The 24,799-nt window shown below is 68.9% G+C and carries 19 protein-coding genes; 8 read left to right on the plus strand and 11 right to left on the minus strand.

The annotated features are described in order from the left end of the window. Positions 1–23: 23 nt before the first annotated feature. Positions 24–2,771, minus strand: coding sequence for a TonB-dependent receptor (locus tag BR39_RS0100240; protein ID WP_197026620.1), 2,748 nt, complete (start codon positions 2,769–2,771; stop codon positions 24–26). On the opposite strand from BR39_RS0100240, the gene BR39_RS26290 reads away from it, so the two are divergent. Then, positions 2,770–2,997 (plus strand): hypothetical protein, encoded by a 228-nt coding sequence (locus BR39_RS26290; RefSeq protein WP_156035528.1) that lies wholly within the window; start codon positions 2,770–2,772, stop codon positions 2,995–2,997. The two genes, BR39_RS0100240 and BR39_RS26290, sit on opposite strands and share 2 nt — an antisense overlap. Positions 2,998–3,072: 75 nt before the next feature. On the opposite strand, the gene BR39_RS0100245 is transcribed toward BR39_RS26290, so the two are convergent. From BR39_RS0100245 to araD1, 8 genes are all read right to left on the minus strand, one after another. Beyond that, positions 3,073–4,581 carry an alpha-N-arabinofuranosidase gene (locus BR39_RS0100245; protein ID WP_029907023.1) on the minus strand — a complete coding sequence of 503 codons (1,509 nt, stop codon included), beginning with the start codon at positions 4,579–4,581 and terminating at the stop codon, positions 3,073–3,075. A 15-nt stretch (positions 4,582–4,596) separates the two neighbouring features. Then, complete coding sequence (locus BR39_RS0100250) at positions 4,597–5,910, minus strand: extracellular solute-binding protein (RefSeq protein WP_029907024.1); 1,314 nt, start codon at positions 5,908–5,910, stop codon at positions 4,597–4,599. Next, the gene (locus tag BR39_RS0100255; RefSeq protein ID WP_029907025.1) at positions 5,907–6,755 is read right to left on the minus strand and encodes a carbohydrate ABC transporter permease; all 849 of its coding nucleotides are present in this window, start codon (positions 6,753–6,755) and stop codon (positions 5,907–5,909) included. Before BR39_RS0100255 ends, BR39_RS0100250 begins: the two co-directional genes overlap by 4 nt. Then, a complete protein-coding gene (locus BR39_RS0100260) occupies positions 6,752–7,633 on the minus strand; it encodes a carbohydrate ABC transporter permease (RefSeq protein WP_029907026.1) in 882 nt (293 codons plus the stop codon). The genes BR39_RS0100255 and BR39_RS0100260 overlap by 4 nt, the downstream gene beginning before the upstream one ends. Continuing rightward, a complete protein-coding gene (locus tag BR39_RS0100265; RefSeq protein ID WP_231499365.1) occupies positions 7,630–8,712 on the minus strand; it encodes an ABC transporter ATP-binding protein in 1,083 nt (360 codons plus the stop codon). Before BR39_RS0100265 ends, BR39_RS0100260 begins: the two co-directional genes overlap by 4 nt. Before the next feature lie 314 nt (positions 8,713–9,026). After that, on the minus strand, positions 9,027–10,562 hold the full coding sequence (locus BR39_RS0100270) for an aldehyde dehydrogenase (NADP(+)) (protein ID WP_051695012.1): 1,536 nt from the start codon (positions 10,560–10,562) through the stop codon (positions 9,027–9,029). A 10-nt stretch (positions 10,563–10,572) separates the two neighbouring features. Continuing rightward, a complete protein-coding gene (locus BR39_RS0100275; RefSeq protein WP_029907029.1) occupies positions 10,573–11,529 on the minus strand; it encodes a Gfo/Idh/MocA family oxidoreductase in 957 nt (318 codons plus the stop codon). Continuing rightward, positions 11,526–12,521, minus strand: coding sequence for an AraD1 family protein (araD1, locus tag BR39_RS0100280; protein WP_029907030.1), 996 nt, complete (start codon positions 12,519–12,521; stop codon positions 11,526–11,528). The genes BR39_RS0100275 and araD1 overlap by 4 nt, the downstream gene beginning before the upstream one ends. A gap of 377 nt (positions 12,522–12,898) precedes the next feature. On the opposite strand from araD1, the gene BR39_RS0100285 reads away from it, so the two are divergent. Next, on the plus strand, positions 12,899–13,597 hold the full coding sequence (locus BR39_RS0100285) for a FadR/GntR family transcriptional regulator (RefSeq protein ID WP_337685538.1): 699 nt from the start codon (positions 12,899–12,901) through the stop codon (positions 13,595–13,597). Positions 13,598–13,665: 68 nt separating this feature from the next. On the opposite strand, the gene BR39_RS0100290 is transcribed toward BR39_RS0100285, so the two are convergent. After that, a complete protein-coding gene (locus tag BR39_RS0100290) occupies positions 13,666–15,036 on the minus strand; it encodes a glycoside hydrolase family 27 protein (protein ID WP_029907032.1) in 1,371 nt (456 codons plus the stop codon). Between the two features lie 284 nt (positions 15,037–15,320). Here BR39_RS0100290 and BR39_RS0100295 point away from each other — a divergent pair, with 284 nt between their 5' ends. From BR39_RS0100295 to BR39_RS0100305, 3 genes are all read left to right on the plus strand, one after another. Continuing rightward, the gene (locus BR39_RS0100295; protein ID WP_029907033.1) at positions 15,321–17,123 is read left to right on the plus strand and encodes an IlvD/Edd family dehydratase; all 1,803 of its coding nucleotides are present in this window, start codon (positions 15,321–15,323) and stop codon (positions 17,121–17,123) included. 54 nt (positions 17,124–17,177) lie between these two features. Beyond that, the gene (locus tag BR39_RS0100300; RefSeq protein WP_029907034.1) at positions 17,178–18,743 is read left to right on the plus strand and encodes an alpha-N-arabinofuranosidase; all 1,566 of its coding nucleotides are present in this window, start codon (positions 17,178–17,180) and stop codon (positions 18,741–18,743) included. Between the two features lie 76 nt (positions 18,744–18,819). Further along, on the plus strand, positions 18,820–20,883 hold the full coding sequence (locus BR39_RS0100305; RefSeq protein WP_029907035.1) for a glycoside hydrolase 43 family protein: 2,064 nt from the start codon (positions 18,820–18,822) through the stop codon (positions 20,881–20,883). Between the two features lie 9 nt (positions 20,884–20,892). On the opposite strand, the gene BR39_RS0100310 is transcribed toward BR39_RS0100305, so the two are convergent. Next, positions 20,893–22,917 (minus strand): discoidin domain-containing protein, encoded by a 2,025-nt coding sequence (locus tag BR39_RS0100310; protein ID WP_029907036.1) that lies wholly within the window; start codon positions 22,915–22,917, stop codon positions 20,893–20,895. Between the two features lie 141 nt (positions 22,918–23,058). On the opposite strand from BR39_RS0100310, the gene BR39_RS26295 reads away from it, so the two are divergent. The 3 genes from BR39_RS26295 to BR39_RS0100320 all read left to right on the plus strand — a co-directional run bounded on the left by BR39_RS26295 (position 23,059) and on the right by BR39_RS0100320 (position 24,691). Next, entirely contained in the window at positions 23,059–23,139 is an 81-nt protein-coding gene (locus BR39_RS26295) for a hypothetical protein (protein ID WP_156035531.1), read from the plus strand. 99 nt (positions 23,140–23,238) lie between these two features. After that, positions 23,239–24,288 carry an aspartate-semialdehyde dehydrogenase gene (locus BR39_RS0100315; protein WP_029907037.1) on the plus strand — a complete coding sequence of 350 codons (1,050 nt, stop codon included), beginning with the start codon at positions 23,239–23,241 and terminating at the stop codon, positions 24,286–24,288. Between the two features lie 64 nt (positions 24,289–24,352). After that, positions 24,353–24,691, plus strand: a complete 339-nt coding sequence (locus tag BR39_RS0100320; RefSeq protein ID WP_029907038.1) for a YciI family protein — start codon at positions 24,353–24,355, stop codon at positions 24,689–24,691. Positions 24,692–24,799 lie beyond the last annotated feature (108 nt).

Raw genomic sequence — 24,799 nt, forward strand, 5'->3', positions numbered from 1 at the left:
CAACGGAACCGGGCGGGCGGGTCTTACATCTTCCAGCGGAAGCCGAGCAGGACCTGGCGGTCGTAGCGACGGGTGTCGCGCGGATACAGGTGCTTGTCGGTGAAGTAGTCCTTGAACTCGGTGTCGAGCAGATTCACGCCTTCCAGGGTCAGGGTGATCTTGTCGCCGATCTTGTACGACAGGCTGCCGTCCAGCTGGGCGGTGTCGTCGGCGATCAGGTCGAAGCCGCTGTTCTCGAAGTTGGGCGTGTCGAGGAAGTGCTGGCGCCAGTTGTAGGCCAGGCGACCCGAGATCGGACCCTTTTCGTAGAGGACGGCTACGTTGTACGACCACTTCGACAGGCCCCGGAAATCCGTCTTCACCCCGGTGACGCCGTTCTCCATCGAGCCGTCCATGAAGGTGAGGTTGGCCTGCAAGCCGAGGCCGCTGAGCGGGCCCGGCAGGAAGTCATAGAACTGCTGGTAGCCCACCTCGACGCCGTCCAGCTTGTCCTTCCCGGAGTTGCTGGGCCGGGTCATGATGTAGGTGGTGCCGTTGATCACCTCGTTGGCCGAGGTGGTCTCCACATAGCCGTCGATGTTGCGGTGGAAGTAGGCGACCGTCAGGAAACCGTCCGGGGCGAAGTACCATTCCAGCGAGGTGTCGAGGCTGTCGGAGGTCACCGGCTTGAGGTTCGGGTTGCCGCCCGAGCCCGACAGGAAGGTGGTGTTCGAGGCCACCGTCGACAGCGAGACGCCCGGGTTCAGCTGGGCGAAGTCCGGCCGCGTGACCGTGCGGCCCACCGACAGGCGGGCCACCAGGTCGGGCCGCACGTCGAACCGCAGGTTCGCGCTGGGCAGCAGATCGACCGACGAGTTCTTCTTGGTAGTCGGGGTGTACCTCAGGATCGAGGTGGCGGTGTCGACGTTGTTGCCGCCCAGGGTCTGTTCGGTGCGCACCAGGCGCAGGCCGACCACGCCGCTCCAGGGGACGCTGCCCATGTCGCCGCCGATCTTGGACTGCACGTAGCCGGCATAGGTCTTCTCGACATCCGAGAAGTACATGCCCGGGTCGATCCGGCGTTTGCCCGTGACCGGGTCGTTGCGCAGGGCGAACTCGGCGGCGCTGGTGACGTTGCGGTCGTAGAGCAGGGCGGTCTGGGCCCGCACCTTGTCGGTGTTGCTCAGCAGGTACGAGGCGCTGGGCGTGTACCACTGGGTGGTGATGTAGTCCGGACCGCCGCCGGCCATCGGCTCGGACACACCGTTCAGGCCCGGCAGGGTGCTGACCGAGGTGTGGGTGAACGGATAGGCCGCGCCGCCGTACGACTGGTTGGACTCGGCGCTGCGGTCGGCGTAGCGGACGCCGGCGCTGATCTCGCGGATGAACTCGTCGGAGGGCGCGGTGTAGACGACGTCGGCCCGCCAATCGACCGAGCCGCCGGTCTGCTTGCCGTAGTTGTCGAACCAGTTCTCGATCGTATAGGCTGACGGATTGGTGATGTCGTAGCCCGGGCTGTTGTAGTTCAGCTGGGCGGTGCCGTCGTGGCTGGTGTCGACCTGCACCAGGGGCACGATGGTCGAGGTGTCCATGATCGGGTTCTCGTACGTGAAGTACGAGTTGGTCACCGACAGGTCGGTCGACAGCTTGAAGCTGCCCAGCTCCTTGTAGCCGCCGGCCGAGAACTGGTTGGTGTTGGAGTGCTGGTCGTTGGCCTGGGTCGACATGATCGTGAAGACGTTGTGGTTGGTCAGCGTCTTCAGCTGGTTGGTGCCCGGGAACACCGTGGCCGACAGGTTGCCGTCGCCCAGCCAGGGCAGGCCCACCAGGAAATCCAGTTCGAACACGTTCTTGTAGTCGGTGACGAAGCCCTCGAAGTAGAGCTCGCTGGTGTCGTCCGGCCGCCATTGCAGGGCGAAGTTGGCTGCCTGGCGCTTGCGGTCGCCGGCGATCGGGATGTAGCCCATCACGAACGGACCCTGGACGTCGTCCTGCGGCGCGGGGTGGGCGGCGTTGAACGAGCCGCAGGTCCGGCTCTTGGTGCCGTTGCCGCAGTCCGTCTTAGGATCGGGCCGGACGTTGAAGGCCCGCTCCTCGTGGTAGTCGCGCTCCATGAACGACACGCCGATCAGGGCGCCGAACTCGCCGGCGCCGGTCTCCCAGCGGTTCGAGGCGGTGGCGCCGAAGTCCGGGTTCCACTTCTCGGCCTTGTCGGAATAGACCGCGTGGCCGAAGGCGTTGAACTGGGCGCCCGAGAAGTCGAACGGCCGGCGGGTGCGCACGTCGATCGCGCCGGCGATGCCACCTTCGATCTGGTCGGCCGCGGCGCTCTTATAGACGTCGACCCGCTGCAGCATGTTGGCGGGGATGTCGGCCAGGGCGATGTAGCGGCCGGTGGTGGTGAACACCTCGCGGCCGTTCAGCAGGGTGACCAGGTTGGGCAGGCCGCGGATCAGCACCGAGTTGGCCTCGCCGGAGTCGCGGCGGACCTGGATGCCGGTCACGCGGGCCAGGGCGTCGGCGACGTTGTTGTCGGGCAGCTTGCCCACGTCCTCGGCGACGATCGAGTCGACGACCAGGTCGTTGTTCTTCTTGATCTGCTGAGCGCTCTGGGCGGCCTGGCGCTGGCCGGTGACCACGATCTCGTCGACCGTCTGGTCGTCCTTCTGCGCGGCCGTCTGGGCCAGGGCGGGCGCGGCGCCCAGCAGGGTCAGGGCCGAGGCCGCGGATATCAGCAGAGTTTTGTGCGCGCTTCGCGCGCGCCGCACGGGATTCCGGGCGCCGGTTGTCATGATCATTCCCTCCCAAGTCATCGCGCCCCTTCGTCGTCGCGAAGGGTTCTGGATAACAACGATCTTGTCTGACAAATATCTGGCACGCAAGAGCAACTGTCACTTTAGTCGTACAAAAGCCATAGGCGTGAACCGCGCCCGTGAAGCCGCCAGTTTCGGCGTAATCGCCGGTATGAGCGGCGAAAACGACAACGGCCGCTCCGGGTGGGGAGCGGCCGCGCGGTAGTTTGATCGGGGATAGGCTCGAATTGTCCGTCTTTAGTGGTCTGACAAATATAGTGGAAATGTCCTGACGACCTGATCAGGCGCGGGTCAGGGCCACCACGTTCCAGGATTGCCGCTTCAGCACCCCGGTCAGGCGGCCGTCCGCCAGGCGGACCGTGTCGTTGGGTTTGGGCGACACCGCGTCCGGCTGGTCCTTGGTGTTGGTCCGCTTCAGGTCCGGATCGTGCAGCTGGCTGGCCGAGGCCAGGGCCAGGCCGCCGACGCCGCGCAGGTCGACCGACAGCTCCAGGTCGTCGGTCGTGCTGCGGTTCAGGGCGAACACCGTCACCGCGCCGGTTTCCGGATCGTGGACGATCGTCGAGAGCAGGGTGGGGACCTCGCCGTGGGCCTTGGTCGGGAACGTGCCCGTCTCGACCTTGAGCTTAAGCACCTGGCCGCGACCATAGCGGGCGGCCTCGGCGAACGGGTGGAAGATGGTCTGGCGCCAGGCCGGGCCGCCGGTCTGCGTCATGATCGGGCCGATCACATTGACCAACTGGGCCAGGCAGCCGGCCTTCAGGCGGTCGGCGTTGTTCATCATCACGATCAGGCAGCCGCCGACCACGAGGGCGTCCTCGTGATTGTAGACCTCCTCGATCAGCGGCGGGGCCTCGGGCCAACCGGGCTTCTTCAGGTCGTCGGGACCGCTGGCCTTGTACCAGACGTTCCATTCGTCCAGCGACAGCATGATCCGCTTCTTGGACCGGCGGTTGGCCGCCACGGCGTCGGCGATCGCGGCCACCTCGCGGATGAAGTGGTCCAGGTCGTCGATGGTGGCCAGGAACTCGTGGATGTCGTCGGCGTCGTTGCGGCAGTAGTGGTGCAGCGAGATGTAGTCGACCTGGTCGAAGCACTGGTTCAGCACCTCGTACTCCCACTTGCCGTAGGTGGGCATGGCGCGCTGGGACGAGCCGCAGGCGGTCAGCTCGATGGTGGGATCGACCCACTTCATCACCTTGCCGGTCTCCTGGGCGATGCGCCCGTACTCGGCCGAGGTCTTGGCGCAGATCTGCCAGGGGCCGTCCATCTCGTTGCCGATGCACCAGAACTTGATGCCGTGCGGCTGCTCGTAGCCGTGCGCGCGGCGCAGGTCGGAATAGTGGGTGCCCCCCGGATGGTTGCAGTATTCGAGGAAGTGGCGGGCCTCGTCGGCGCCGCGCGTGCCGGTGTTCACGGCGAACATCGGCTCGAGGTCCGCCTTGCGGCACCAGGTGATGAATTCGTTGGTCCCGAACTGGTTGGTCTCGGTCGAGTGCCAGGCCAGGTCCAGGCGGACGGGACGATCTTCCTTGGGACCGACCCCGTCTTCCCAGTTGTAGCCCGACAGGAAGTTGCCGCCCGGATAGCGGACGATGGTGACGCCCAGCTCCTTGGTCAGGTCCAGCACGTCTTGGCGGAAGCCTTCCGGCGTCGCGGTGGGATGCCCCGGCTCGTAGATGCCGCCATAGACGCAGCGGCCCATGTGCTCGACGAAGGTGCCGAAGATCCGGCGGTCCAGCGGGGCCACCACGAAGTCGGCGTCGGCGATGATCTTGGCGGTCAGCATGATCGGCTCACGGATCTAGAGAAGGTGGAACAGCAGGTCGTTGACGCGGTGCTCGGCGTCGGCGAGGGCGGTGTCGATGGGTTTGCGGCCGGTGATGGCGCTGGCCATCTCGTCGCCGATGATGTCCTGGATCGCGAACTGGCGCTGCACCTGCGGCGGCAGGGTCTGGCCGATGGTCGCCAGCGGCGCGATGGCCTGGCGATGGGGCAGGGCCTTGAAGCGCGGGCTGTCGATCACCGCCTGCATCGACGGCAAGTGGCCGGTGCGCGACCAGTCGTAGTCGTGGTCGGCCAGGAACTTGACCAGGCGATAGACGGCGGCGCGCTGCGCCGGCGTCCGATCGCGATGCGGCACGACCCAGGCGTGGCCGTCGACGAAGGCGGCGTCCTTGGTCCCGAACAGGCGCGGATAGGGCACGACCGCGTAGCCGTCGGCCAGGGGGCGTCCGGGCGTGTGCGACTCCGCCTCGAACGTGCCGATCATCCAGGTGCCGACCAGATAGACCCCGCCGTCGCCGTTCATGAAGCCGCTGGTGGCGGCCGGATAGTCCTGGTCCTTGGTGGTCAGGCCCTCGTCGTACATCTGCTTGAACAAGGCCACGATCCGGTGGGCTTCGGGCGTGGTCAGCTTGATGTGCTTGGGATCGGTGAAGAACACCGCGTCCTGGGTCATCAGGTAGGTGTAGAGATTGCGGGTGTAGCTGGCCGTCTCGTTGGCCATGGCCTGGACCAGATAGGGGTTGCCGGTGGCGGCCTTGAACTGGCGGGCCTGGGCCAGCAGTTCGTCGGCGCTGGTGGGCAGCACGGGCTGTCCGTCCCTGACCAGCCCCGCTTGGCGGAACTGGCCCAGGTTGATGTGCCAGAGCGGCGCCCAGTTGTCGAAGGGCAGGCCCCAGACCTGGCCGTTCTTGGTCACGCCTTCGCGGGCGGCGCGGGTGAAGGCGGCGGGATCGACCCCGACGCTTTCCAGCCCCGGCCCCATCGGCTCGATCAGGCCGCGCGACTGGTAGTCCGAGATCGCCGACATGTGCATGGTCACCAGGTCGGGCGGATCGCCGGCCGCGAACTGGGCCGACAACTGGTCGTAGCCGGGCCAGGCGGCGATGTTGACCTTCAGCCTGATGTCCGGGTTCTCGCGCTGGAACTGGTCCAGGAGGCCGGTGATGATCTCGCACTCGCCGTCGGGGTTGCGCGCCCCGGCCCCGGCCGAGCGGCACTCGCCGAAGATGCGCTGGACGGTGATCCGGGTGACGTCGTCGTGCGGCCTGGAGCAGCCGAACAGGCTGAGCGCGGCGGCGGCGATCAGGGCCAGGCGCGGAAGGGCTCTCATCGCACCGCCGCTCCCGACACCGCCCGCACGATGTACTTCTGGAAGAACACGTAGACGACCAGGATGGGCGCGCTGGCGAACACCGCCTGGGCCATCAGGAAGCCCAGGCCGCTGGTCTGGGCGAAGTTGATCTGCGAGCTGGCCACGCCCACCGTCAGGGTGAACATCTCGCTGCGCGTGGCCGAGATCAGCGGCCACCAGTAGTCGTTCCACGACGACAGGAAGGTGAAGATGCCCAGGGTCGCCTGGGCGGGCAGGGTCAGGGGCAGCAACACCTTCCAGAACACCTGCCGGCGACTGGCCCCGTCCAGCATGGCCGCCTCGTCCAGCTCGACCGGGATGGCCTTGAAGTACTGGGTCATCAGGAACACCCCGAACGGCGCGGCCAGGCCGGGCAGGATCAGGCCGGGATAGGTGTTGTGCAGGTGCAGGGCGCTGAAGAGCTGGTGGCGGGTGATGATCACCGACTGCTCCGGCACGGCCAGGCCGAACAGCACCAGGGCGAACAGCCACTTGCGGCCCGGGAACTTCAGCCGCGCGAAGCCGTAGCCGGCCAGGGACGACAGGGCCAGCACGCCGGCGGTGGTGCACAGCGAGACCAGCAGGCTGTTGGCCAGCCAGCGGAACGCCGCCGGCCGCGCCAGGATCGAGCCGTAGTTCTCCAGGGTGTAGGGCCCGCGGAACACCGAGGCGGTGTCGCGCAGCAGCTCGCCGTTGGCCTTCAGCGACAGGCCCACCGTCCACAGCAGCGGCGCCACCATGACCAGGGCGGCCAGGGTCAGGGCGGCCCAGCCCAGGCGGTCGATCCAGGGATTGCGCCCGGCGGCGCGGTCGAGGGCGCTCATCGGACCGCCTCCTTCTCGCGCGTGGTCACGTACTGCAGGACGGTGGCGATCAGGATCAGGCCGAACAGGATCTCGGACGCGGCGGCCGCGTAGCCGATGTCCCAGCGCCGGAAGCCGACCTCGTAGATGAACAGCACGAGCGGCCGCGAGGCGCCGTTGGGACCGCCCTGGGTCAGCAGCTGGGCCTGGCCGAACAGCTGGAACTGCAGCACGCACTGGATGATCACCACCAGCACCAGGGTCCGGCGGATCGAGGGCAGGGTGATGCGGGTCAGGGTCTTCCAGCGGCTGGCGCGATCCAGGGCGGCGGCCTCGTAGAGCTCGGCCGGCACCTGCTGCAGGGCGGCCAGGTACAGCATCATCGGCAGGCCCAGGCACCACCAGACCGTGGTCAGGGCGATGGCCGGCAGCACCAGGTCGGGATGGCTGAGCAGCGGGATCGGCGGCTTGCCGGCCATGTGCAGGACGTTGGCGATCAGCCCGCCGTCGGGGATCAGCACAAGCCGCCAGATCAGGGTCACGATCGTCACCGACAGCACCGACGAGCTGAAGAACACGCCTCGGAAGAAGGCCGCCGCGCGGGTGGGGCGGTTCAGGGCGATGGCCAGCCCCAGGGCAATGACCGCCAGGGGCGGCACGGTCAGCAGCACGAAGTAGAAGGTGTTGCGCACCGCCTGCAGGAAGACCGTATCGCGCAGCAGCCGGCCGAAGTTCTCGAGCCCGACGAACGCCTCGCCGCCGAACAGGTCGGCCTTGTGCAGGCTCAGCCACACGCCGGCCAACAGCGGATAGAGCAGCAGGACCAGGTAGACGACCAGATACGGCGTCACGAACAGCCCGTTGGTCCAGGAACTCCTGCGGGGCGAAGCAGCGCTCATGCCAGCGGCCCGTAGTGGGCGCGGTCGTCGGCGTCGAACAGGTGGACCGGGCCGTCCAGGGCCAGGCCGACCGCGTCGCCCATGGCCGCGCGGCTGGTCCCGGCGTCCTCGGCGGTGATGGCCGATCCGTCGGCCAGGCGGAGGTAGACCAGGGTGCGGTCGCCCAGACGTTCGACGAACTCGACCTTGGCGTCGACCAGGCCCGCGCCGGGGGCGACGACCTTCACGGCCTCGGCCCGCAGGCCCAGACGCCAGCCGGCGCCGGCGGGCAGGGCGGCCAGCGGGACCTCGGTGTCGACGGCCGCGCCGCCGGCCAGGGTCGCGCGGGCCAGGCCGCCGGCGCCCTCGCCCAGCGTCGCGTCCAGGAAGCTCATCGGCGGCGAGCCGACGAAGGTGGCGACGAAGCGGTTGGCGGGGCGGGCGTAGATTTCCATCGGCGTCCCGACCTGCTGGATGCGGCGGTCGCTCATCACCACGATGCGGTCGGCCAGGGTCATGGCCTCGACCTGGTCGTGGGTGACCAGGATCATCGTCGCCTGGACCCGGCGGCGCAGTTGGGCCAGCTCCAGCCGGGTGCGCATGCGCAGGGCGGCGTCCAGGTTCGACAGCGGCTCGTCGAACAGGAACAGGTCCGGCTTCTTGACGATGGCCCGGCCGATGGCGACGCGCTGGCGCTGGCCGCCCGACAGCTGGCCGGGCTTCTGCTGCAGGAAGCGCTCGATCTCCAGGATGCGGGCCGCGTCGGCCACGCGGGTCTCGATCTCGGCCTTGGGGACCTTCGCGTTGCGCAGGCCGAAGGCCATGTTCTCGAAGATCGTCATGTGGGGGTAGAGGGCGTAGTGCTGGAACACCATGGCCACGCCCCGGTCGCCCGGCGCCAGGGCGTCGACGCGGCGATCGCCGATGTGGATCTGGCCTGTCTCCACGGTCTCCAGCCCGGCGATCATCCGCAGCAGGGTGGACTTGCCGCAGCCCGACGGGCCGAGGAAGGCGATGAACTCGCCGGAGGCGATGTCGAGCGACACGTCGTCGAGCACGGCGGTCGCGCCGAAGCTCTTGCCGAGATGATCAAGCCGCACGCGCGCCACGAATCCACTCCCCGGTCGGCCCGCGACGCGTGACGGAAGGGTGGCGGGACGCCGTCGTCTCTTCCCGATCACGGCGCCTGGGCGCTCTTGTTTCCGCCCGCCTTTGGTGGGGGCTGGTTTTGTCTGAGTTATTTACTCAGACAAAAGCGGGATAACGGCGATTTCAACGGCGCGCAAGGCGAAATATGGGGTCGTGGAAGAATCAAAACGCCCTGCCGCACGGTAAGCGCGGCAGGGAGTTTATAATTGTCGGACTATAGATACTGCCGGGGACAGGCGCATGCGCCTGTCCCCGATCGCAGTCCTTAGAGCACTCCGTCCAGCGCGCGGCGCACGCCCAGCGGGTTGGCGGCCTGCAGGGCCGCCGGCAGCAGGACGTCGGGGATGTCCTGGTAGCAGACCGGGCGCAGGAAGCGCTCGATGGCGCGAGTGCCCACCGAGGTGCCGCGCGGGTCCGAGGTGGCCGGATACGGACCGCCGTGGACCATGGCGTTGGAGACCTCCACGCCGGTCGGCCAGCCGTTGGCCAGGATGCGACCGGCCTTGCGTTCCAGGATCGGCAGCAGGCGGCGCGCGGCCTCGATGTCGCCGGGGTTCGAGGCGTCCATCTGCAGGGTGGCGGTCAGCTGACCTTCCAGCCCTTCCAGGGCGGTGGCCAGCTGCACCACGTCCGAGAACCGCACGATCAGCGACGACGAGCCGAACACCTCGTGGCTCAGCACCGGGTCGCGCAGGAAGGTCTCGGCGTCGGTCGAGAACAGCGCGCCGACCGCCTGGTTGACGCCGTCGCCGACGCAGCCGCGGGCCAGCAGCTTGACGCCCGGATGGTCGACCAGCGCGTCCACGCCCTGCTCGTAGGCGCCGAAGATGCCCGGGGTCAGCATGACGTGGGGCTGGGCGCCCTTGAGCGCCTCGACGGCGGCGGTCTCGAAGCGGTCGGCGTCCGGGCCGGCCAGGACGAAGACCAGGCCGGGATTGGTGCAGAACTGGCCGGCGCCCATGGTCAGCGAGCCGATGAAGGCCGCGCCCAGGGCCTCGGCGCGGGCCGACAGGGCGGCGGGCAGCAGCAGCACCGGATTGACGCTGCTCATCTCGGCGAAGACCGGGATCGGCTCGGGGCGGTTGGCGGCGATCCGCATGAAGGCCGTGCCGCCGGCGCGCGAACCGGTGAAGCCCACGGCCTTGACGCGCGGGTCGGCGACCAGGCCGGCGCCCAGGGTGCGCTGCTGGCCGATCAGCATGGCGAAGACGCCGGCGGGCAGGCCGGCGGCCTTGACCGCCTTCTCGACCGCGGTGCCCACCAAGTAGCCGGTGTTGGGGTGGGCCGAGTGACCCTTGACGATGACCGGGCAGCCGGCCGCCAGGGCCGAGGCGGTGTCGCCGCCGGCCGTCGAGAAGGCCAGGGGGAAGTTCGACGCGCCGAACACCACCACGGGGCCCAGCGGGATGAAGCGCTGGCGCAGGTCGGCGCGGGGCAGGGGCGTGCGGTCCGGCATGGCCGGGTCGATGCGGGCGCCGATCCAGTCGCCGCGCCGGACGACCTGGGCGAACAGCCGCAGCTGGCCGCAGGTGCGGCCGCGCTCGCCGGTGATGCGGGCCGCGGGCAGGCCGGTCTCGGCCACGGCGGTCTCGATCAGCTCGTCGCCCAGCGCCTCGATCTCGGCGGCGATCCCCTCGAGGAAGGCGGCGCGGGTTTCCAGGTCGGTCTCGCGATAGGTGTCGAAGGCGGCCGCGGCGGCGGCGACGACGGATTCGATCTGCTCCGCGCTAGGCTCCGGGAAGCTGCGGCCGAAGTGTTCGTTGGTGGCGGGGTTCAGGGCCCGCAGCGCGGCTTCGGCCATGTCGATCTCTCTATTCAATGAACGCCGGAGCGACGACCCGTCGCCCCAGCAGGAAGGCGTCGGCGACATGGCGTAACGGGCTGACGTCGACGTCGCTGGCGGCGTCGACCACCAAGCGCGCGAAAGCGTCATAGAGGCCGGCATATTCGGCGTCCGGCCCCTCGCGAAGCAGGACGTCGTCGAGCCACAACTTGGCGCCGCCGTGCGACAGCTTCAACACTTTGTTACCGGTATCTTTGTCTTCGACCTCGACCGCGATGTCCCAGCTTTGCGGACCGGTCTGCAGGAAGTCGAACTCGGCCCTTACCGGCGCGCCGGCGGCGTCCACGAAGTCCAGCTCGGCCTGGATCGGCGACTGGCAGTTTTCCGGCACGTGCAGCGTGGCGGCCGTCAGGAAGAAGGGGCGGGGCAGGATGGCGGTGGCGATCGACAGGGCGTTGATGCCTGGATCGAACACGCCCAGGCCGCCGGCCTCCCAGATCCAGGTCTGGCCCGGATGCCAGACGCGGACGTCCTCTCGCCAGTCGATGCGGACCGACTTGATGGTCTTGTCGGCCAGCCATTCGCGGGCGGGGGCCACGCCCTGGGCGTAGCGCGAATGCCAGGTGGTCTGCAGGGTCAGGCCGCGCTCGGCCGCGGTCAGGCGCAGGTCCTCGACCTCGCTCAGCGTCGCGCCCGGCGGCTTTTCCAGCATCACGTGCTTGCCGGCCGCCAAGGCCAGATGGGCCAGGGCGTGGCGCGGCTGGGGCGGGGTGCACAGCGACACCGCGTCGACCGCCACGTCGCTGGCCAGCAGCTCGGCCAGGGTCGTGAAGTGCGGGACGCCGTCGAGGTCGGCGTTGCGGCTGACCACGGCGGCCAGTTCGAACCGGTCGTCGGCGGCGATGGCGGGCAGGTGCTGGTCGCGGGCGATCTTGCCCAGACCGACCAATGCTAGGCGAATGGGCGCCAGGCGGATCGGCGTCACAGCTGGCGCACCGTCACCGGCTTGTCCTGGGCCTGGGCCAGGGGATTGCTGACAGGGTAGAGGAACGGAGCCGCGCCGATCTCGAACACGTCGCCGACCTGGGTCTGGAAGCCCTCCGAGAACGACAGGGTGGCCGTGCCGAAGAAGTGCACGTGCACGTCGCCCGGCTTGCGGAAGATGTCGTACTTGAAGTGGTGGTGCTCGAGGTTGGCGATCGTGTGGGACATGTTCGCCTCGCCCGACAGGAAGGGCTTCTCCCAGACCACCTGGCCGCCGCGCAGGATCTTGCTGGCGCCGCGCACGTCGGCGGGCAGCTCGCCCGTCAGCAGTTCGGGACCCAGGGCCGCCTGGCGCAGCTTGGAGTGGGCCAGCCACAGATAGTTGCCGCGCTCGATCACGTGGTCCGAGAATTCGTTGGCCAGGCAGAAGCCCAGGCGGTGCGGGGTCCTGTCGGGGCCGATGATGTAGACGCCGGCGATCTCGGGCTCCTCGCCGCCGTCCTTGGCGAAGGCGGGCGAGGTCAGGGCCGCGCCGTGGCCGACCACGTGCGAGCCGTCGCCCTTGTAGAACCACTCCGGCTGGGCCCCGACCTGGCCGGCGGCGGGCTTGCCGCCCTCGACGCCCATCAGGAACATCCGCATGGAGTCGGTCAGCTGCTCGCCCGCCTGGGCGGCCTTGTGCATCTTGTCGCGGCCCTCGGCCGAGCCGAGGTGGGTCAGGCCGGTGCCGGTCAGCACCAGGTGGGCGGGATCGGGATGGTCGATCGGGGCCAGCACCCGGCCCTCGGCTAGGGCGGCGGGGATGTCGATCTCGGCGCCGAGCGGCGTGGCCTGTGCGGCCTCGGCCAGGGTGGCGCCGGCCGCCAGGGCGGCGTTGGCCAGGGCCAGCAGGGTGTCGACGCCCTCGACCTTGCGGGCCAGGCCCGCGTCATTGACCGCCGCGAGGATTCGCGTCCCGCCCTGTTCCTTCAGTTGCACGAACCGCAGCACCATGGCTGTCGTTACCTCCCAGCGGGTTTGGCTATTTAGTCAGACAAATAGCGATCTGCGAGGCGCTGTCAAACGTGGATCGGGCGTTTCCCGGCGGCGATCCGAACCGGACGGCGCGCTGTCCCAGCGCCGGAAACGGCGCAAACCCGCGTCGCGTCGGCGTTTGCCAATCGTCATACTTTTGAGGATGGAAATCGGACACCCATGATCGGTGAAGCCCCTGCGAAATCCCTTGTCGGCGGACAAACTGTCTCGCTAGTGTCGCGCTGCGTCGAGATCGGCGGGCGGAGGGGGCTTCGTTCGTCGGCTGGGCAGGGAGCGAAGCGCGCGTGCGAAAGAAGACGGACAAGGCCGGCGACGGGGATTTCGCGCGGGACAGCCTGGCGGCCACCAGTCGAATCCACGGCTCGATCGCGCGCACCCTGGGGGTGGCCATCGTCTCCGGCCAGTACCAGCCGGGCGACATCCTCAACAACGAGATCGATTCCAGCGAGCAGTTGCAGGTCTCGCGCAGCGCCTATCGCGAGGCCATCCGCATCCTGGCCGCCAAGGGCCTGGTCGAGAGCCGTCCCAAGACCGGCACCCGGGTCACCGAGCGCAACCGGTGGAGCCTGCTGGACCCCGAGGTGCTGGCCTGGTTCTTCGAATCCGAGCCCAGCGAGGAGTTCCTCAAGGGCCTGTACGAACTGCGGATGATCGTCGAGCCGGCCGCCGCGGCCCTGGCCGCCGAGCGCCGCGACGACGGCCAGCTGGAACGCATGCGCAAGGCGCTGATCCAGATGGAAAGCCAGACCCTGGCCACCGAGGCCGGCCAGGCCGCCGACCGCGACTTTCACGACACCGTGCTGGAGGCCACCGGCAACGCGCCGCTGTTCACGCTGTCCAGCAGCATCGGTGCGGCGGTGCGCTGGACCACGATCTTCAAGCAGCGCAAGCGCGAGCTGCCCCGCGACCCGATGCCCGACCACTGGAAGGTGTTCGACGCCATCGCCGCCAGCCGTCCGGACCAGGCGCGGCAGGCGATGGAGCGGCTGGTGGGCTTGGCGCTGGAGGACACGCGGGCCTCGATCGCGGACTAGGTTCGCTTACTGTCTAACGTCTCAAAGCACCGCTCATCCCGGCATTCGCCGGGATGAGCGGATTTTGACTAGCCGAGCCGATACAGTCCCGAACCGTGGGCCGGCAACGTCCGCTCCAGCCGGCCCTCCGCCGCGCCGTCGGCCTTCCGCGCCCAGAGGTCCCGCACCGCCGCGCGACCTTTCAGACCCAGCGGCGCGAGGTCGACGCCGACCGCCGCCTCGCGGTCCGTCTTGTTGAACAGCGCCACGTATCGCGCCTTCGAACCCGGGGCCTCGGCCGCCCACGCCGCTTGCCGGTCGTCGTTGATCACCGGCCGGTTCCCCGTGCTCCGCTGGTTCACCGCCAAGACCTCGTCGTTGGTCAGCAGCGCCGTCGTCGCGGCGTCCAGCTTGCGCAGGTCGCCGCCCATGATCAGGGGCGAGCGGGCGATCGACCAGAGGGTCATCATCGTGCGCTGCTCGTCGGGGGTGAAGCGCGTGGTCCGCTTGCCCAGGTCGAGGACGCCGAGCGGCAGCATGTCGGCGTCGGGCCAGCAGCCGGGGATGCGGTAGGGGTTCCAGCGCTCCAGCCGGCCGAACTGCTCCAGCAGCAGCGGCCACTGGTCCCAGAAGTCGTCGCTGATCCGCCAGAGGTTGGCGTGGCGCTGCACATGGGCCGCGGCGTCCAGCGGCGTCTCGCCGGGCGACAGGCTCAGCACCATCGGTCGGCCGCTGGCGTCGATGGCCTTGCGCACCGCTTCGATCTCGGGCGCGTGGTCGTGATAGGGCCGGCTCATGTCGTCGACCTTGACGTAGTCGACGCCCCAGGCGGCCAGCAGCTTGAAGACGCTGTCGTAATAGGCCTGGGCGCCCGGCTTCTTCATGTCGACGCCGTACATGTCCGGGTTCCACGGGCAGGTGCTGTTCCTGTCGACGATGTCGCCGATGCGGAGGTCCGTCCCCAGCACCGGCAGGTTTCGATCCGCCGCCTGGCGGGGCGCGCCGCGCATCAGGTGGATGCCGAACTTCAGGCCCAGGGCGTGCAGCCGGTCGCCCAGCGGCTTGAACCCTGCGCCGTTGGCGGACGACGGGAAGCGGTTGACCGCCGGCAGCAGGCGGCCCCACGGATCGAGCGCCAGATGCGCGTCCTGACGGTAGTCGAAGCCGGTCGCGCCGGGCTCGTACCACTGGATGTCCACCGTGAAGACGTCGTAGCCGTGCGGCAGCAGCACCTTGGCCATGACCTGGGCGTTGGCGATCGCCTGCTCCTCGGTCAGGGTGGTGGCGAAGCTGTCCCAGCTGTTCCAGCCCATCGGCGGGGTGGGCGCCAGGGCGCGGAAGGCCAGGGAATCAGCTGCCCGGGCCGCGTGCGGAAGCCAGGGCGCGGCGAGCGAAGCGGCCAGCAGGGCCCGGCGCCGGAGGCGGAACCCCGCCTTGGCGAGCGGATTTTTCGAGTCCATGGACGCCTCCCGCGCGACCTATCGTCCGACAACTTTCGGCGAAGTTTTTGTTGTGCGTTCAATTGGAAAACACGGCTTGCCGACCTTGTCGAGCGGCGCAGCTCTCACGTTGACGCCACGTCGTGGGCGGTATAGTCAGACAAATAAACAGGGGTGAAACGAACGGGAATGTCGATCGCTCCGCTCAAGTGGCGGACAATCGTCATGGCAGCCCGCGAGGCCCTCCCGCTGACGCCGACCCAAGGCCCTCCTCGTCCACCCGGGGCCGCCTATCAAGGACTGTCATGAGCTCTGCCGCCGTTCCGCCCCGCGCCCTTCGTTCGCGCGCCTGGTTCGACAATCCCGACAACGCGGACATGACGGCGCTGTACCTCGAGCGCTACCTGAACTTCGGCCTGTCGCTGGACGAGCTGCAGTCGGGCAAGCCGATCATCGGCATCGCCCAGACCGGCAGCGACCTGTCGCCCTGCAACCGCCACCACCTGGTGCTGGCCGAGCGCATCCGCGAAGGCATCCGCACGGCCGGCGGCATCGCCCTGGAGTTCCCGGTCCACCCGATCCAGGAAACCGGCAAGCGTCCGACCGCGGGCCTGGACCGCAACCTGTCGTACCTGGGCCTGGTGGAGACCCTGTACGGCTATCCGATCGACGGCGTGGTCCTGACCATCGGCTGCGACAAGACCACCCCGGCCTGCCTGATGGCCGCCGCCACCGTCAACATCCCCGCCATCGCCCTGTCGGTCGGCCCGATGCTGAACGGCTGGCACAAGGGCCAGCGCACCGGCTCGGGCACCATCGTCTGGAAGGCCCGCGAGATGCTGGCGGCCGGCGAGATCGACCGCGCCGGCTTCATCAAGCTGGTGGCCAGCTCGGCTCCGTCGACCGGCTACTGCAACACCATGGGCACGGCCACGACCATGAACTCGCTGACCGAGGCGCTGGGCATGTCGCTGACCGGCTCGGCGGCGATCCCGGCCCCGTATCGCGACCGGCAGCAGAACGCCTACGAGACCGGCCTGCGGATCGTCGAGCTGGTCGAGCAGGACATCAAGCCGTCCGACATCCTGACCCGCGACGCGTTCCTGAACGCCATCGTCGTCAACTCGGCCATCGGCGGCTCGACCAACGCCCCGATCCACCTGAACGGCCTGGCCCGGCACATGGGCGTCGAGCTCAGCGTCGACGACTGGCAGACCTATGGCGAGGAGGTGCCGCTGCTGGTCAACCTGCAGCCGGCCGGCGAATACCTCGGCGAGGACTATTACCGCGCCGGCGGCGTGCCGGCGGTGGTCAACCAGCTGATGGGCCAGGGCCTGATCCGCGAGGACGCCCTGACCGTGTCGGGCAAGACCCTGGGCGAAGCCTGTCGCGGCGCGGCGATCGAGGACGAGGCGGTGATCCGTCCGTTCGACAAGCCGCTGGTCGAGCGCGCCGGCTTCGTGGTCATGCGCGGCAACCTGTTCAACTCGGCGATCATGAAGACCAGCGTGATCACCGCCGAGTTCCGCGACCGCTACCTGTCGGACCCGAACGACCCCGACGCCTTCGAGGGCGACGCGGTGGTGTTCGACGGCCCCGAGGACTACCACCACCGGATCGACGACCCGTCGGTGGGCATCACCGAGCGCAGCGTGCTGTTCATGCGTGGGGCCGGGCCGATCGGCTATCCCGGCGCGGCCGAGGTCGTGAACATGCGGGCCCCCGACTACCTGATCAAGAAGGGCGTCCACCAGCTGCCGTGCATCGGCGACGGCCGCCAGTCGGGCACGTCGGGGTCTCCCTCGATCCTCAACGCCTCGCCGGAAGCCGCGGCCGGCGGCGGCCTGGCCCTGCTGAAGACCGGCGACCGGGTCCGCGTCGATCTGCGCAAGTCGCGCGTCGACGTGCTGGTCACGCCCGAGGAGATCGTCGCGCGGCGCAAGGCGCTCGAGGCCGAAGGCGGCTTCAAATATCCGGAAAGCCAGACGCCCTGGCAGGAGATCCAGCGGGCCATCGTCGGCCAGATGGAGACGGGGGCGGTGCTGGAGCCGGCCGTCAAGTACCAGCGCATCGCCCAGACCAAGGGCCTGCCCCGCGACAACCACTAGATCCGAACCACCGAAGACAAACGCCGATCAACGGCGAGCCTTAGGGAGAATATCGTGAAGCTGACCACGTTGAAGCACGCGCTCGTCGCAGGCCTCGCCACCGCTGTCCTGGCCACGGCCGGGGCCGCTTGCGCCCAGACCGCCGTCACCGGCGCCCTGCGCGCCGACCAGCCTGGTCCGGTGATCCAGCCGGAGGTCTACGGCCAGTTCGCCGAGCACCTGGGGCATGGCATCTACGAGGGCGTCTGGGTCGGCGAGGACAGCAAGATCCCCAACACCCGGGGCTATCGCAACGACGTGGTCGCGGCCCTGAAGGCCATCAAGGTGCCGCTGGTCCGCTGGCCCGGCGGCTGCTTCGCCGACGACTACCACTGGCGCGAGGGGATCGGCCCGCGCGACAAGCGCCCCGTCAAGGTCAACGTGGTGTGGGGCGGCGTCGAGGAGCCCAACAGCTTCGGCACCAACGAGTTCATGGAGTTCGCCGAACTGATCGGCGCCAAGACCTATGTCGCCGGCAATGTCGGCACCGGCTCGCCGCAGGAGATGGCCGAGTGGGTCGAGTACATGGTATCGCCGACCAGCTCGTCGATCGCCAACCTGCGCCGGGCCAACGGCCGCGACAAACCCTGGAAGCTCGACTACTTCGGCGTCGGCAACGAGAACTGGGGCTGCGGCGGCCAGATGACGGCGGCCCACTACACCGACCTCTATCGCAACTTCGCCGAGTTCATCCGGGTGCCGAAGGGCACCAAGACCGAGAAGATCGCCGGCGGCGCCAACAGCGACGACTACAGCTGGACCGAGACCCTGATGGCCGGCGCTGCCAAGAACATGGATCAGATCAGCGTCCACTACTACACGATCCCCAGCGGCAAGTGGGAGCACAAGGGCTCGGCCACCGAGTTCGACGAGCAGACCTGGGCCGACACCATGTTCCAGGCCCTGCGCATGGACGAGCTGATCACCAAGCACACCGCCATCATGGACAAGTACGACCCGAAGAAGCGGGTGGGCCTGGCCGTCGACGAGTGGGGCATCTGGCACGACGTCGAGCCGGGCACGAACCCGGGCTTCCTGTACCAGCAGAACACCATGCGCGACGCGGTGGCGGCCGGCGCGACGCTGAACATCTTCCACAAGCACGCCGACCGGGTGCGGCTGACCGCCATCGCCCAGATGGTCAACGTGCTGCAGGCGATGATCCTGACCGACAAGGACAAGATGGTCCTGACCCCGACCTACTGGGTCTACGACCTCTATAAGCCGTTCCAGGGCGCGACCTCCCTGCCGGTCGAGCTGAATAGCCCGGCCTACACGGTGGGCAAGACCAGCGTGCCGGCGGTCAGCGCCTCGGCCGGCAAGGACACCGCCGGCGTGGTCCACCTGGCGCTGGTGAACCTGGATCCGAACAAGTCGGCGACCGTGACCGTCAAGCTCTCGGGCGTGAGCGGCAAGGCCGCCAAGGGCCGGGTGCTGACGGCCTCGACCATGGCGGCGCACAACACGTTCGACGCCCCGAACGCGGTCAAGCCGGCGGCCTTCACGGCGGCCTCGATCAAGGGCGACACCCTGACCGCGACCCTGCCGAGCAAGTCGGTGGTGGTGCTGGACCTGAACTAGGGGCCACGACCCGCCCATGCGTCGTTGAGGCGAGGCATGGGCGGGCGCCTCCCGGCTGGAAATCGGAGCAGAGCCCATGAGCAAGGCCTCCGCGGTGGCCCGCGCTTCCGGCTTGGCGGCCTTGCTGTCCTGCGCGGCGCTGTTCGCGGCCGCCGCGCCCGCCTGGGGCCAGGCCACCTGGACGGCCGACAACGGCGACGGGACCTTCACCAACCCGATCTTCTACGACGAGTTTTCCGATCCCGACCTGATCCGCGTCGGCGACGACTTCTACATGACCGGCACGACCATGCACGCCATGCCGGGTTTGCCCGTCCTGCGGTCCAAGGACCTGGTGAACTGGGAGTTCTTGTCCTACGCCGTCGACAAGCTGGATCTGGCGCCGGCCTATCGCCTGCAGGGCGGCGACGTCTATGGGCGCGGGATCTGGGCGCCCAGCTTCCGCTATCACGACGGCGTCTTCTACATCTTCTCCAACGTCAACGGCGAGACCACCCAGGTCTTCACCGCCACCGACCCGCGCGGCCCGTGGACCCATCGCCGGATGAAGCGGTCGTTCCACGACCTTTCGGTGCTGTTCGACGATGACGGAAAGGCCTGGGTCGTCTGGGGCTATCGCGATCTGAAGATCGGCCAGCTGAACGCCGACCTGACCGACATCGTCGAGGGCACCGAGCGCACCCTGTTCGATCGCGACGCGGGCATGGGGGAGGGCTCGCACCTCTACAAGATCGACGGCCGCTACTTCATCATCAGCGCCTGGTGGGACGGCCGCATGCGTATGCCCGCCGCCCGCGCCGACAGCCTCGCCGGCCCGTGGGAGATCAACAAGGCCATCAGCATCGACGAGGATTTCGGGCTGGCCGAAGGCTACCGCCTGAAGGACCCGAACGGCCCCGCCTTCGATCTCGTCCCGCCCAATCCCGAACCGCGCGGCCGCATGTCGCTGCACCAGGGCGGCGTGGTGCGGACGCCAAAGGGCGAGTGGTGGGGCTTTTCCATGCTCGACTACAATTCAGTCGGCCGCCTCGTCGCGCTTTCGCCGATCACCTGGAAGGGCGGCTGGCCCTATTTCGGCCTGCCGGGGAACCTGGGACGGACGCCTCGGACCTGGGTCAAGCCGAAGACCGACGCGGCCTCGCCGATCCGGGTCCCCTACGAGCGGAGCGATACGTTCGACGGCGCACGGCTGAAGCCGGTCTGGCAGTGGAACCACGTGCCGGATGACACGCACTGGTCGCTCACCGAGCGGCCCGGCTTCCTGCGCCTTCGCACCCTTCCGGCACCCTCGTTCTGGGAAGCCCGCAACAGCCTGACCCAGCGGGCGATCGGCCCGCGATCGCAGCCGACCGTCGTCCTCGACGCTGCGGGCCTGAAGGACGGCGACATCGCGGGCTTGGCGTTGCTGGACATGCCCTATGCCTGGATCGGCGTGGAGCGCGCGGGCAAGGACCTGGCGCTGGTCCAGTTCGACAAGTCGACCGGCGCGAAGTCGTCGACGCCGCTGGCCGGGAGCCGGGTCTGGCTGCGCGCCGACTGCGATTTCCTGACGGAAAAGGCTCAGCTGAGCTATTCGACCGACGGCGTGGCCTTCACGCCGGTGGGCGCGGTCTTCACCACGGTCTTCTCGCTTCGCACCTTCCAGGGGGTGCGCTACGCGCTGTTCGCCTACAACACGACGGGCGTGGAAGGCGGTCACGCCGACTTCGACAGCATCACGGTCCACGAGCCGAACCCCAAGGGCCTGCAGAGACCCATTCCGTTCGGCGGTTCGGTCCGGTTCGCGGCTCTGGGGTCCTCGCTTGGCCTGAGCGTCGTCGACGGGCGGTTGGCGATCGGCGCCCCTTCGACCTTCTCGGTGGTCGACCTGGGCCAAGGGCGCGTGGCGCTGAAGGTCGGGCAGGACTTCGTCTCGGTCGCCCCCGACGGCGCGGTGAGCCTGGATCGGCGTCCGAGCCTCCAGGCGCGCGCGTTCCAATGGATCGAGACCCCGACCGGAGACCTCGTGCTGATGTCCCTCGAAACCGACCGCTTCCTGACGCTGGACCTGAGGGGCGGGACGATCACCAGCCTGAGCCCGGGGCCGCGGTCGGACGGCGCCGACGGCGCGCGGCTGAGCTGGTCGCCGGACCCGGGCTGAAGAGGGCGCTCAGAACACCTTCATCTCGACCAGGCGCATGTCCTTGCCGGGCGCCAGGTCGAACACCGCCCGCAGCTTGCCGGCCGTCACCGGCCCCCAGGTCGTCCTGTCGACGCCGTTGGCCAGCGGCGTCGCCACCTTGGCCACCTCCACCCACTTGCCGTCCTTCCACGCCTCCAGCCGATAGCGGGCCGGGGCGGCCAAGGCCTTGTCGTCGGCGAAGAAACTGAGCTCGGCGGCGGTCACGGGCGTCGGCTTGCCGAAGTCGACCTCGAACCAGGCCTTGCCGATCCCAGCCCCTGGCGACCAGCCGTTGGCCATTTCCGGAAAGAACCACACCCGGCCGTCCAGGGCCTGATGCACGGTCTTGGGATCGGCGCCGGACGAGGCCGCGCCGCGCGGATAGTCCGAGCGCACCAGGTTGACCGCCAGGTCGATCGGACGGGCGATCGGCGCCGGGGCCTTGCGCGCCAGCGGGACGGTCAGCCGGGCGAGGGTGGGGCTGGTCGCCACTTCCTGGCCGTCCACGCTGACCACCAGCCCCTGGCGGCCGTAGCGCGCGCCGTCGGCGTCCCAGGCGATGGTCACCAGACGCCCGTGATAGGCCACGTCCTGCAGGCGGAAGTACTTCAGGAAGTGCGGATCGGCCGGATCGGTCGGGGCCAGCGGATTGACCTCCAGCACGTCGTCGGCGCGCGGACGCAGGCCGACCAGGCCGGTGATCACCAGGTCCACATAGTCGGAGTGATTGTAGTGGTGGCTGCGGGCCAGGCCGACGATCGGCTTGCCGGTGGCGGGATCGTAGTCCTCCTCCAGGTCCGGCTTGCCGTCCTGGTAGTGCAGGGCGGTGTACTGGGCCAGCAAGCGGGCGTAGTCGGCGCGGGCGACCACGTCCTGCCTGTAGTCGTTCAGCAGGTTGGCCAGGCCCGTCAGCACCTGGGTGGTCTGGAACGGCCAGACCGGCCCGTTCCATTGGCACTCGGGCGCGGTCCCCTCGTAGCGGTACTGGCGCATGTAATATTCGTACGACGGCTCCACCGTGCGCAGGCCGAAGGGCCCGGCCAGTTCGTCGGGATCGACCGCGTGCTTCCAGGCCTGGGCGTAGGCGGGCGTGTCGTCGGGCAGGCCGAAGGTCCAGGGCACGTAGCCGACCAGTTCGCGGCCGCGGATCGGGTCCCAGTACTTCACATGGTCGTTGTTGATCCGGTGGCGGTCGACGAAGTGCGCGAAGCCGTCGTTCCACAGGCTCTTCTGAACCCGCGTCTTCAGGGACTGGGCTCGGGCCTCGTAGTCGGCCGCCGCCGCCGTGTCGCCGGTCAGGGCCGAGAGGCGGCCGATCGCCTTGGCGTTGGCGTACATGTAGCTGTTGATCGAGGGCCGGAAGGCGTGGCCGCCGGTGAAGCCGTCCTTGCCGCCCGAGGCGTCGATCGAGCTGATCGTATATTCGGTGGCGTCCAGCAGCGGCTCGATCCAGTACAGCTTCTTGTCGAAGTCGTAGTGGTCGTCCCACAGGGCGTAGATGTGCTTCATCGCCGCCAGGTGCCGCGTCGCGGACGCCTGGTCGCCGTCGACCAGGTAGCGGGCCCAGGTGGCGTCGGCGATGGCCTCGGCGAAGTGGCGGTCGTTGCCGCCGCCCTCGTACATGAAGTCGATATAGTCGCCGGCGTAGCGGCGGTCGCGCAGCCAGCGGCCCTCCAGGATGTGGAAGCCCGTGGCGTCGTTGAGGCTGGCGTAGGGCCAGCGCTGCCAGCCGACGTCGTCGAGGAACTCGGTGGTGATGTAGCCGCGCGGGCCCAGGTCGCGCTGGTGGGCGCGGAAGACGCTCCAGCGGTAGTAGTAGATTTCGTCCAGCCTCTGGTCCGAGGATTCGAACAGCGGGATGTTGTCCTCGTACCAGGCCGCGTCGGCGCCGAACCGGGCCGTGGCGACGGCGTGGGCGTCGAGGCGGGGCGAGGGAGCGGTTCGCCCGGTTCCTGGCGAGAGGGCGGTGGTCGCCAGCAAGGCCGCCGCCAGGCACAGTCCCGCCATTCGCATCGCCCGTTCTCCCCGTCTCGTTATTTTGTCTGAGTATTTATGCGGGATTTGGCGCGCGCCGCCAGCCCCAACCGACCGGCCGTCGGGCGCGATGACGGAGGCGGTTTACATCGGCGCCGTTCGCCCCTAGAGAGCTGCGCCATGTCCGCGACCGCGACCAAAACCATTACCCGCAAAACGACCCGCCTCGGCGGGGCGTGTGCGGGTGTGTGCGCGGCCTAAGCCGCGACGCCCCGGACCAGCCCCGCCGATGCGCGGGGCCCCGTCTTTCCCAGACCGGCAGACACCCCCGCGCCTCCGCACTTCAGGAGACGCAACACCGTGAGCCAGACCTTTTCCTCTTCCAATCCGCCCGCCGTCGGCATCGTCGGCGCGACCGGCCTCGTCGGCGAGATGATGCGGGCCCTGCTGGCCGAGCGGGACTTCCCGATGAAGGCCCTGCGCCTGTTCGCCTCGGCCCGCTCGGCCGGGACCAAGCTGGCGTTCGGCGACCGGGAGATCGTGGTCGAGGACGCCGCCACCGCCGACTACGCCGGCCTGGACATCGTGTTCTTCTCGGCCGGCGGCGACACCTCGCGCGCCCTGGCGCCGAAGGTCGCCGCGGCGGGCGCGGTCGTGATCGACAATTCTTCGGCCTTCCGCTCCGACCCCGCCGTACCGCTGGTGGTGGCCGAGGTGAACCCCCACGCCCTGGACGTGATCCCCAAGGGCATCGTCGCCAACCCCAACTGCACCACCATGGCCGCCATGCCGGTGCTGCGGCCGCTGCACGAGGCCGCGGGCCTCAAGCGCCTGGTGGTCTCGACCTACCAGGCGGTGTCGGGCGGCGGCGTGGCCGGCATCGAGGAACTGGAAGGCCAGGTCCGCGCCGGCGCCCAGGACGGCGTGACCCTGGCCCGCGACGGCCAGGCCGTGGCCTTCCCGACGCCGAAGAAGTGGGCCGTGCCGATCGCCTACAACGTGGTGGCCCTGAACTACGTGCTGGGCGAGGACGGCTACACCGAGGAAGAGACCAAGCTGCGCGACGAGAGCCGCAAGATCCTCGAGATTCCCGGCCTGCCGGTCTCGGGCACCTGCGTGCGGGTGCCGGTCTATTCGGGCCACTCGCTGTCGATCAACGCCGAGTTCGAACGACCGCTGTCGCCGCAGCAGGCCGTGGACCTGCTGGGCGTCGCGCCGGGCGTGGCGGTGACGGCCGTGCCGAACCCGCTGGAGGCCACCGGCCAGGACCCGGTCTTCGTGGGCCGGGTGCGGGTCGACCCGACCGTCGAGCACGGCCTGGCCCTGTTCGTCAGCGCCGACAACCTGCGCAAGGGCGCGGCCCTGAACGCCGTGCAGGTGGCCGAGGTGCTGCTCGCTCGCCGAGGCTAGTCCTGGCGCGGGGGCGGGCTATGCTCGCCCCCGGCCGATGGGCGGCCCTGGAGGAGAGACGGCGATGGCGATCTTTCTAGCCCTCTACATGGGCTCCGACACCCCGATGGACCCCGGCGCGATGGACCCGGCCGAGATCGAACGGGGCATGGCCGCCTGGGGCCAGTGGATGACCGACCACGCCGAGTCCGTGCTGGTGACCGGCGGTCCGCTGGGCGAGACCAAGAAGACCGGCAAGGACGGCGTCACCGACATCCGCAACAAGGTCGCCGGCTACGTCATCGTCGAGGCCGACTCCCACGAGGCGGCCGCGCAGATGTTCGAGAACCATCCCCACTTCGCGATCTTCCCCGGGGACTCGGTGGAGATCATGGAGCAGCTGCCGATCCCCGGTCAGGGCTAGGCGCTTCTTTCGTTGTCTTCCCGGAAAGCGCGCAGCGCTTGTCCGGGACCCAGAGCAGCCGCACGGCATTTGCCCAGTCCCCTGGGTCCCGGACAGCCTCTGCGAGGC

The organism is Caulobacter sp. UNC358MFTsu5.1 (assembly GCF_000712075.1).
In the GTDB taxonomy this organism is placed as follows: Bacteria; Pseudomonadota; Alphaproteobacteria; order Caulobacterales; family Caulobacteraceae; genus Caulobacter.

Coding starts and splice junctions, on each gene's coding strand:
- BR39_RS26290 (WP_156035528.1), top strand. CDS start 2,770: ATGATCATTCCCTCCCAAGTCATCGCGCCCCTTCGTCGTCGCGAAGGG.
- BR39_RS0100240 (WP_197026620.1), bottom strand. CDS start 2,771: ATGACAACCGGCGCCCGGAATCCCGTGCGGCGCGCGCGAAGCGCGCAC.
- BR39_RS0100245 (WP_029907023.1), bottom strand. CDS start 4,581: ATGCTGACCGCCAAGATCATCGCCGACGCCGACTTCGTGGTGGCCCCG.
- BR39_RS0100250 (WP_029907024.1), bottom strand. CDS start 5,910: ATGAGAGCCCTTCCGCGCCTGGCCCTGATCGCCGCCGCCGCGCTCAGC.
- BR39_RS0100255 (WP_029907025.1), bottom strand. CDS start 6,755: ATGAGCGCCCTCGACCGCGCCGCCGGGCGCAATCCCTGGATCGACCGC.
- BR39_RS0100260 (WP_029907026.1), bottom strand. CDS start 7,633: ATGAGCGCTGCTTCGCCCCGCAGGAGTTCCTGGACCAACGGGCTGTTC.
- BR39_RS0100270 (WP_051695012.1), bottom strand. CDS start 10,562: ATGGCCGAAGCCGCGCTGCGGGCCCTGAACCCCGCCACCAACGAACAC.
- araD1 (WP_029907030.1), bottom strand. CDS start 12,521: ATGGTGCTGCGGTTCGTGCAACTGAAGGAACAGGGCGGGACGCGAATC.
- BR39_RS0100290 (WP_029907032.1), bottom strand. CDS start 15,036: ATGGACTCGAAAAATCCGCTCGCCAAGGCGGGGTTCCGCCTCCGGCGC.
- BR39_RS0100295 (WP_029907033.1), top strand. CDS start 15,321: ATGAGCTCTGCCGCCGTTCCGCCCCGCGCCCTTCGTTCGCGCGCCTGG.
- BR39_RS0100305 (WP_029907035.1), top strand. CDS start 18,820: ATGAGCAAGGCCTCCGCGGTGGCCCGCGCTTCCGGCTTGGCGGCCTTG.
- BR39_RS0100310 (WP_029907036.1), bottom strand. CDS start 22,917: ATGCGAATGGCGGGACTGTGCCTGGCGGCGGCCTTGCTGGCGACCACC.
- BR39_RS26295 (WP_156035531.1), top strand. CDS start 23,059: ATGTCCGCGACCGCGACCAAAACCATTACCCGCAAAACGACCCGCCTC.
- BR39_RS0100320 (WP_029907038.1), top strand. CDS start 24,353: ATGGCGATCTTTCTAGCCCTCTACATGGGCTCCGACACCCCGATGGAC.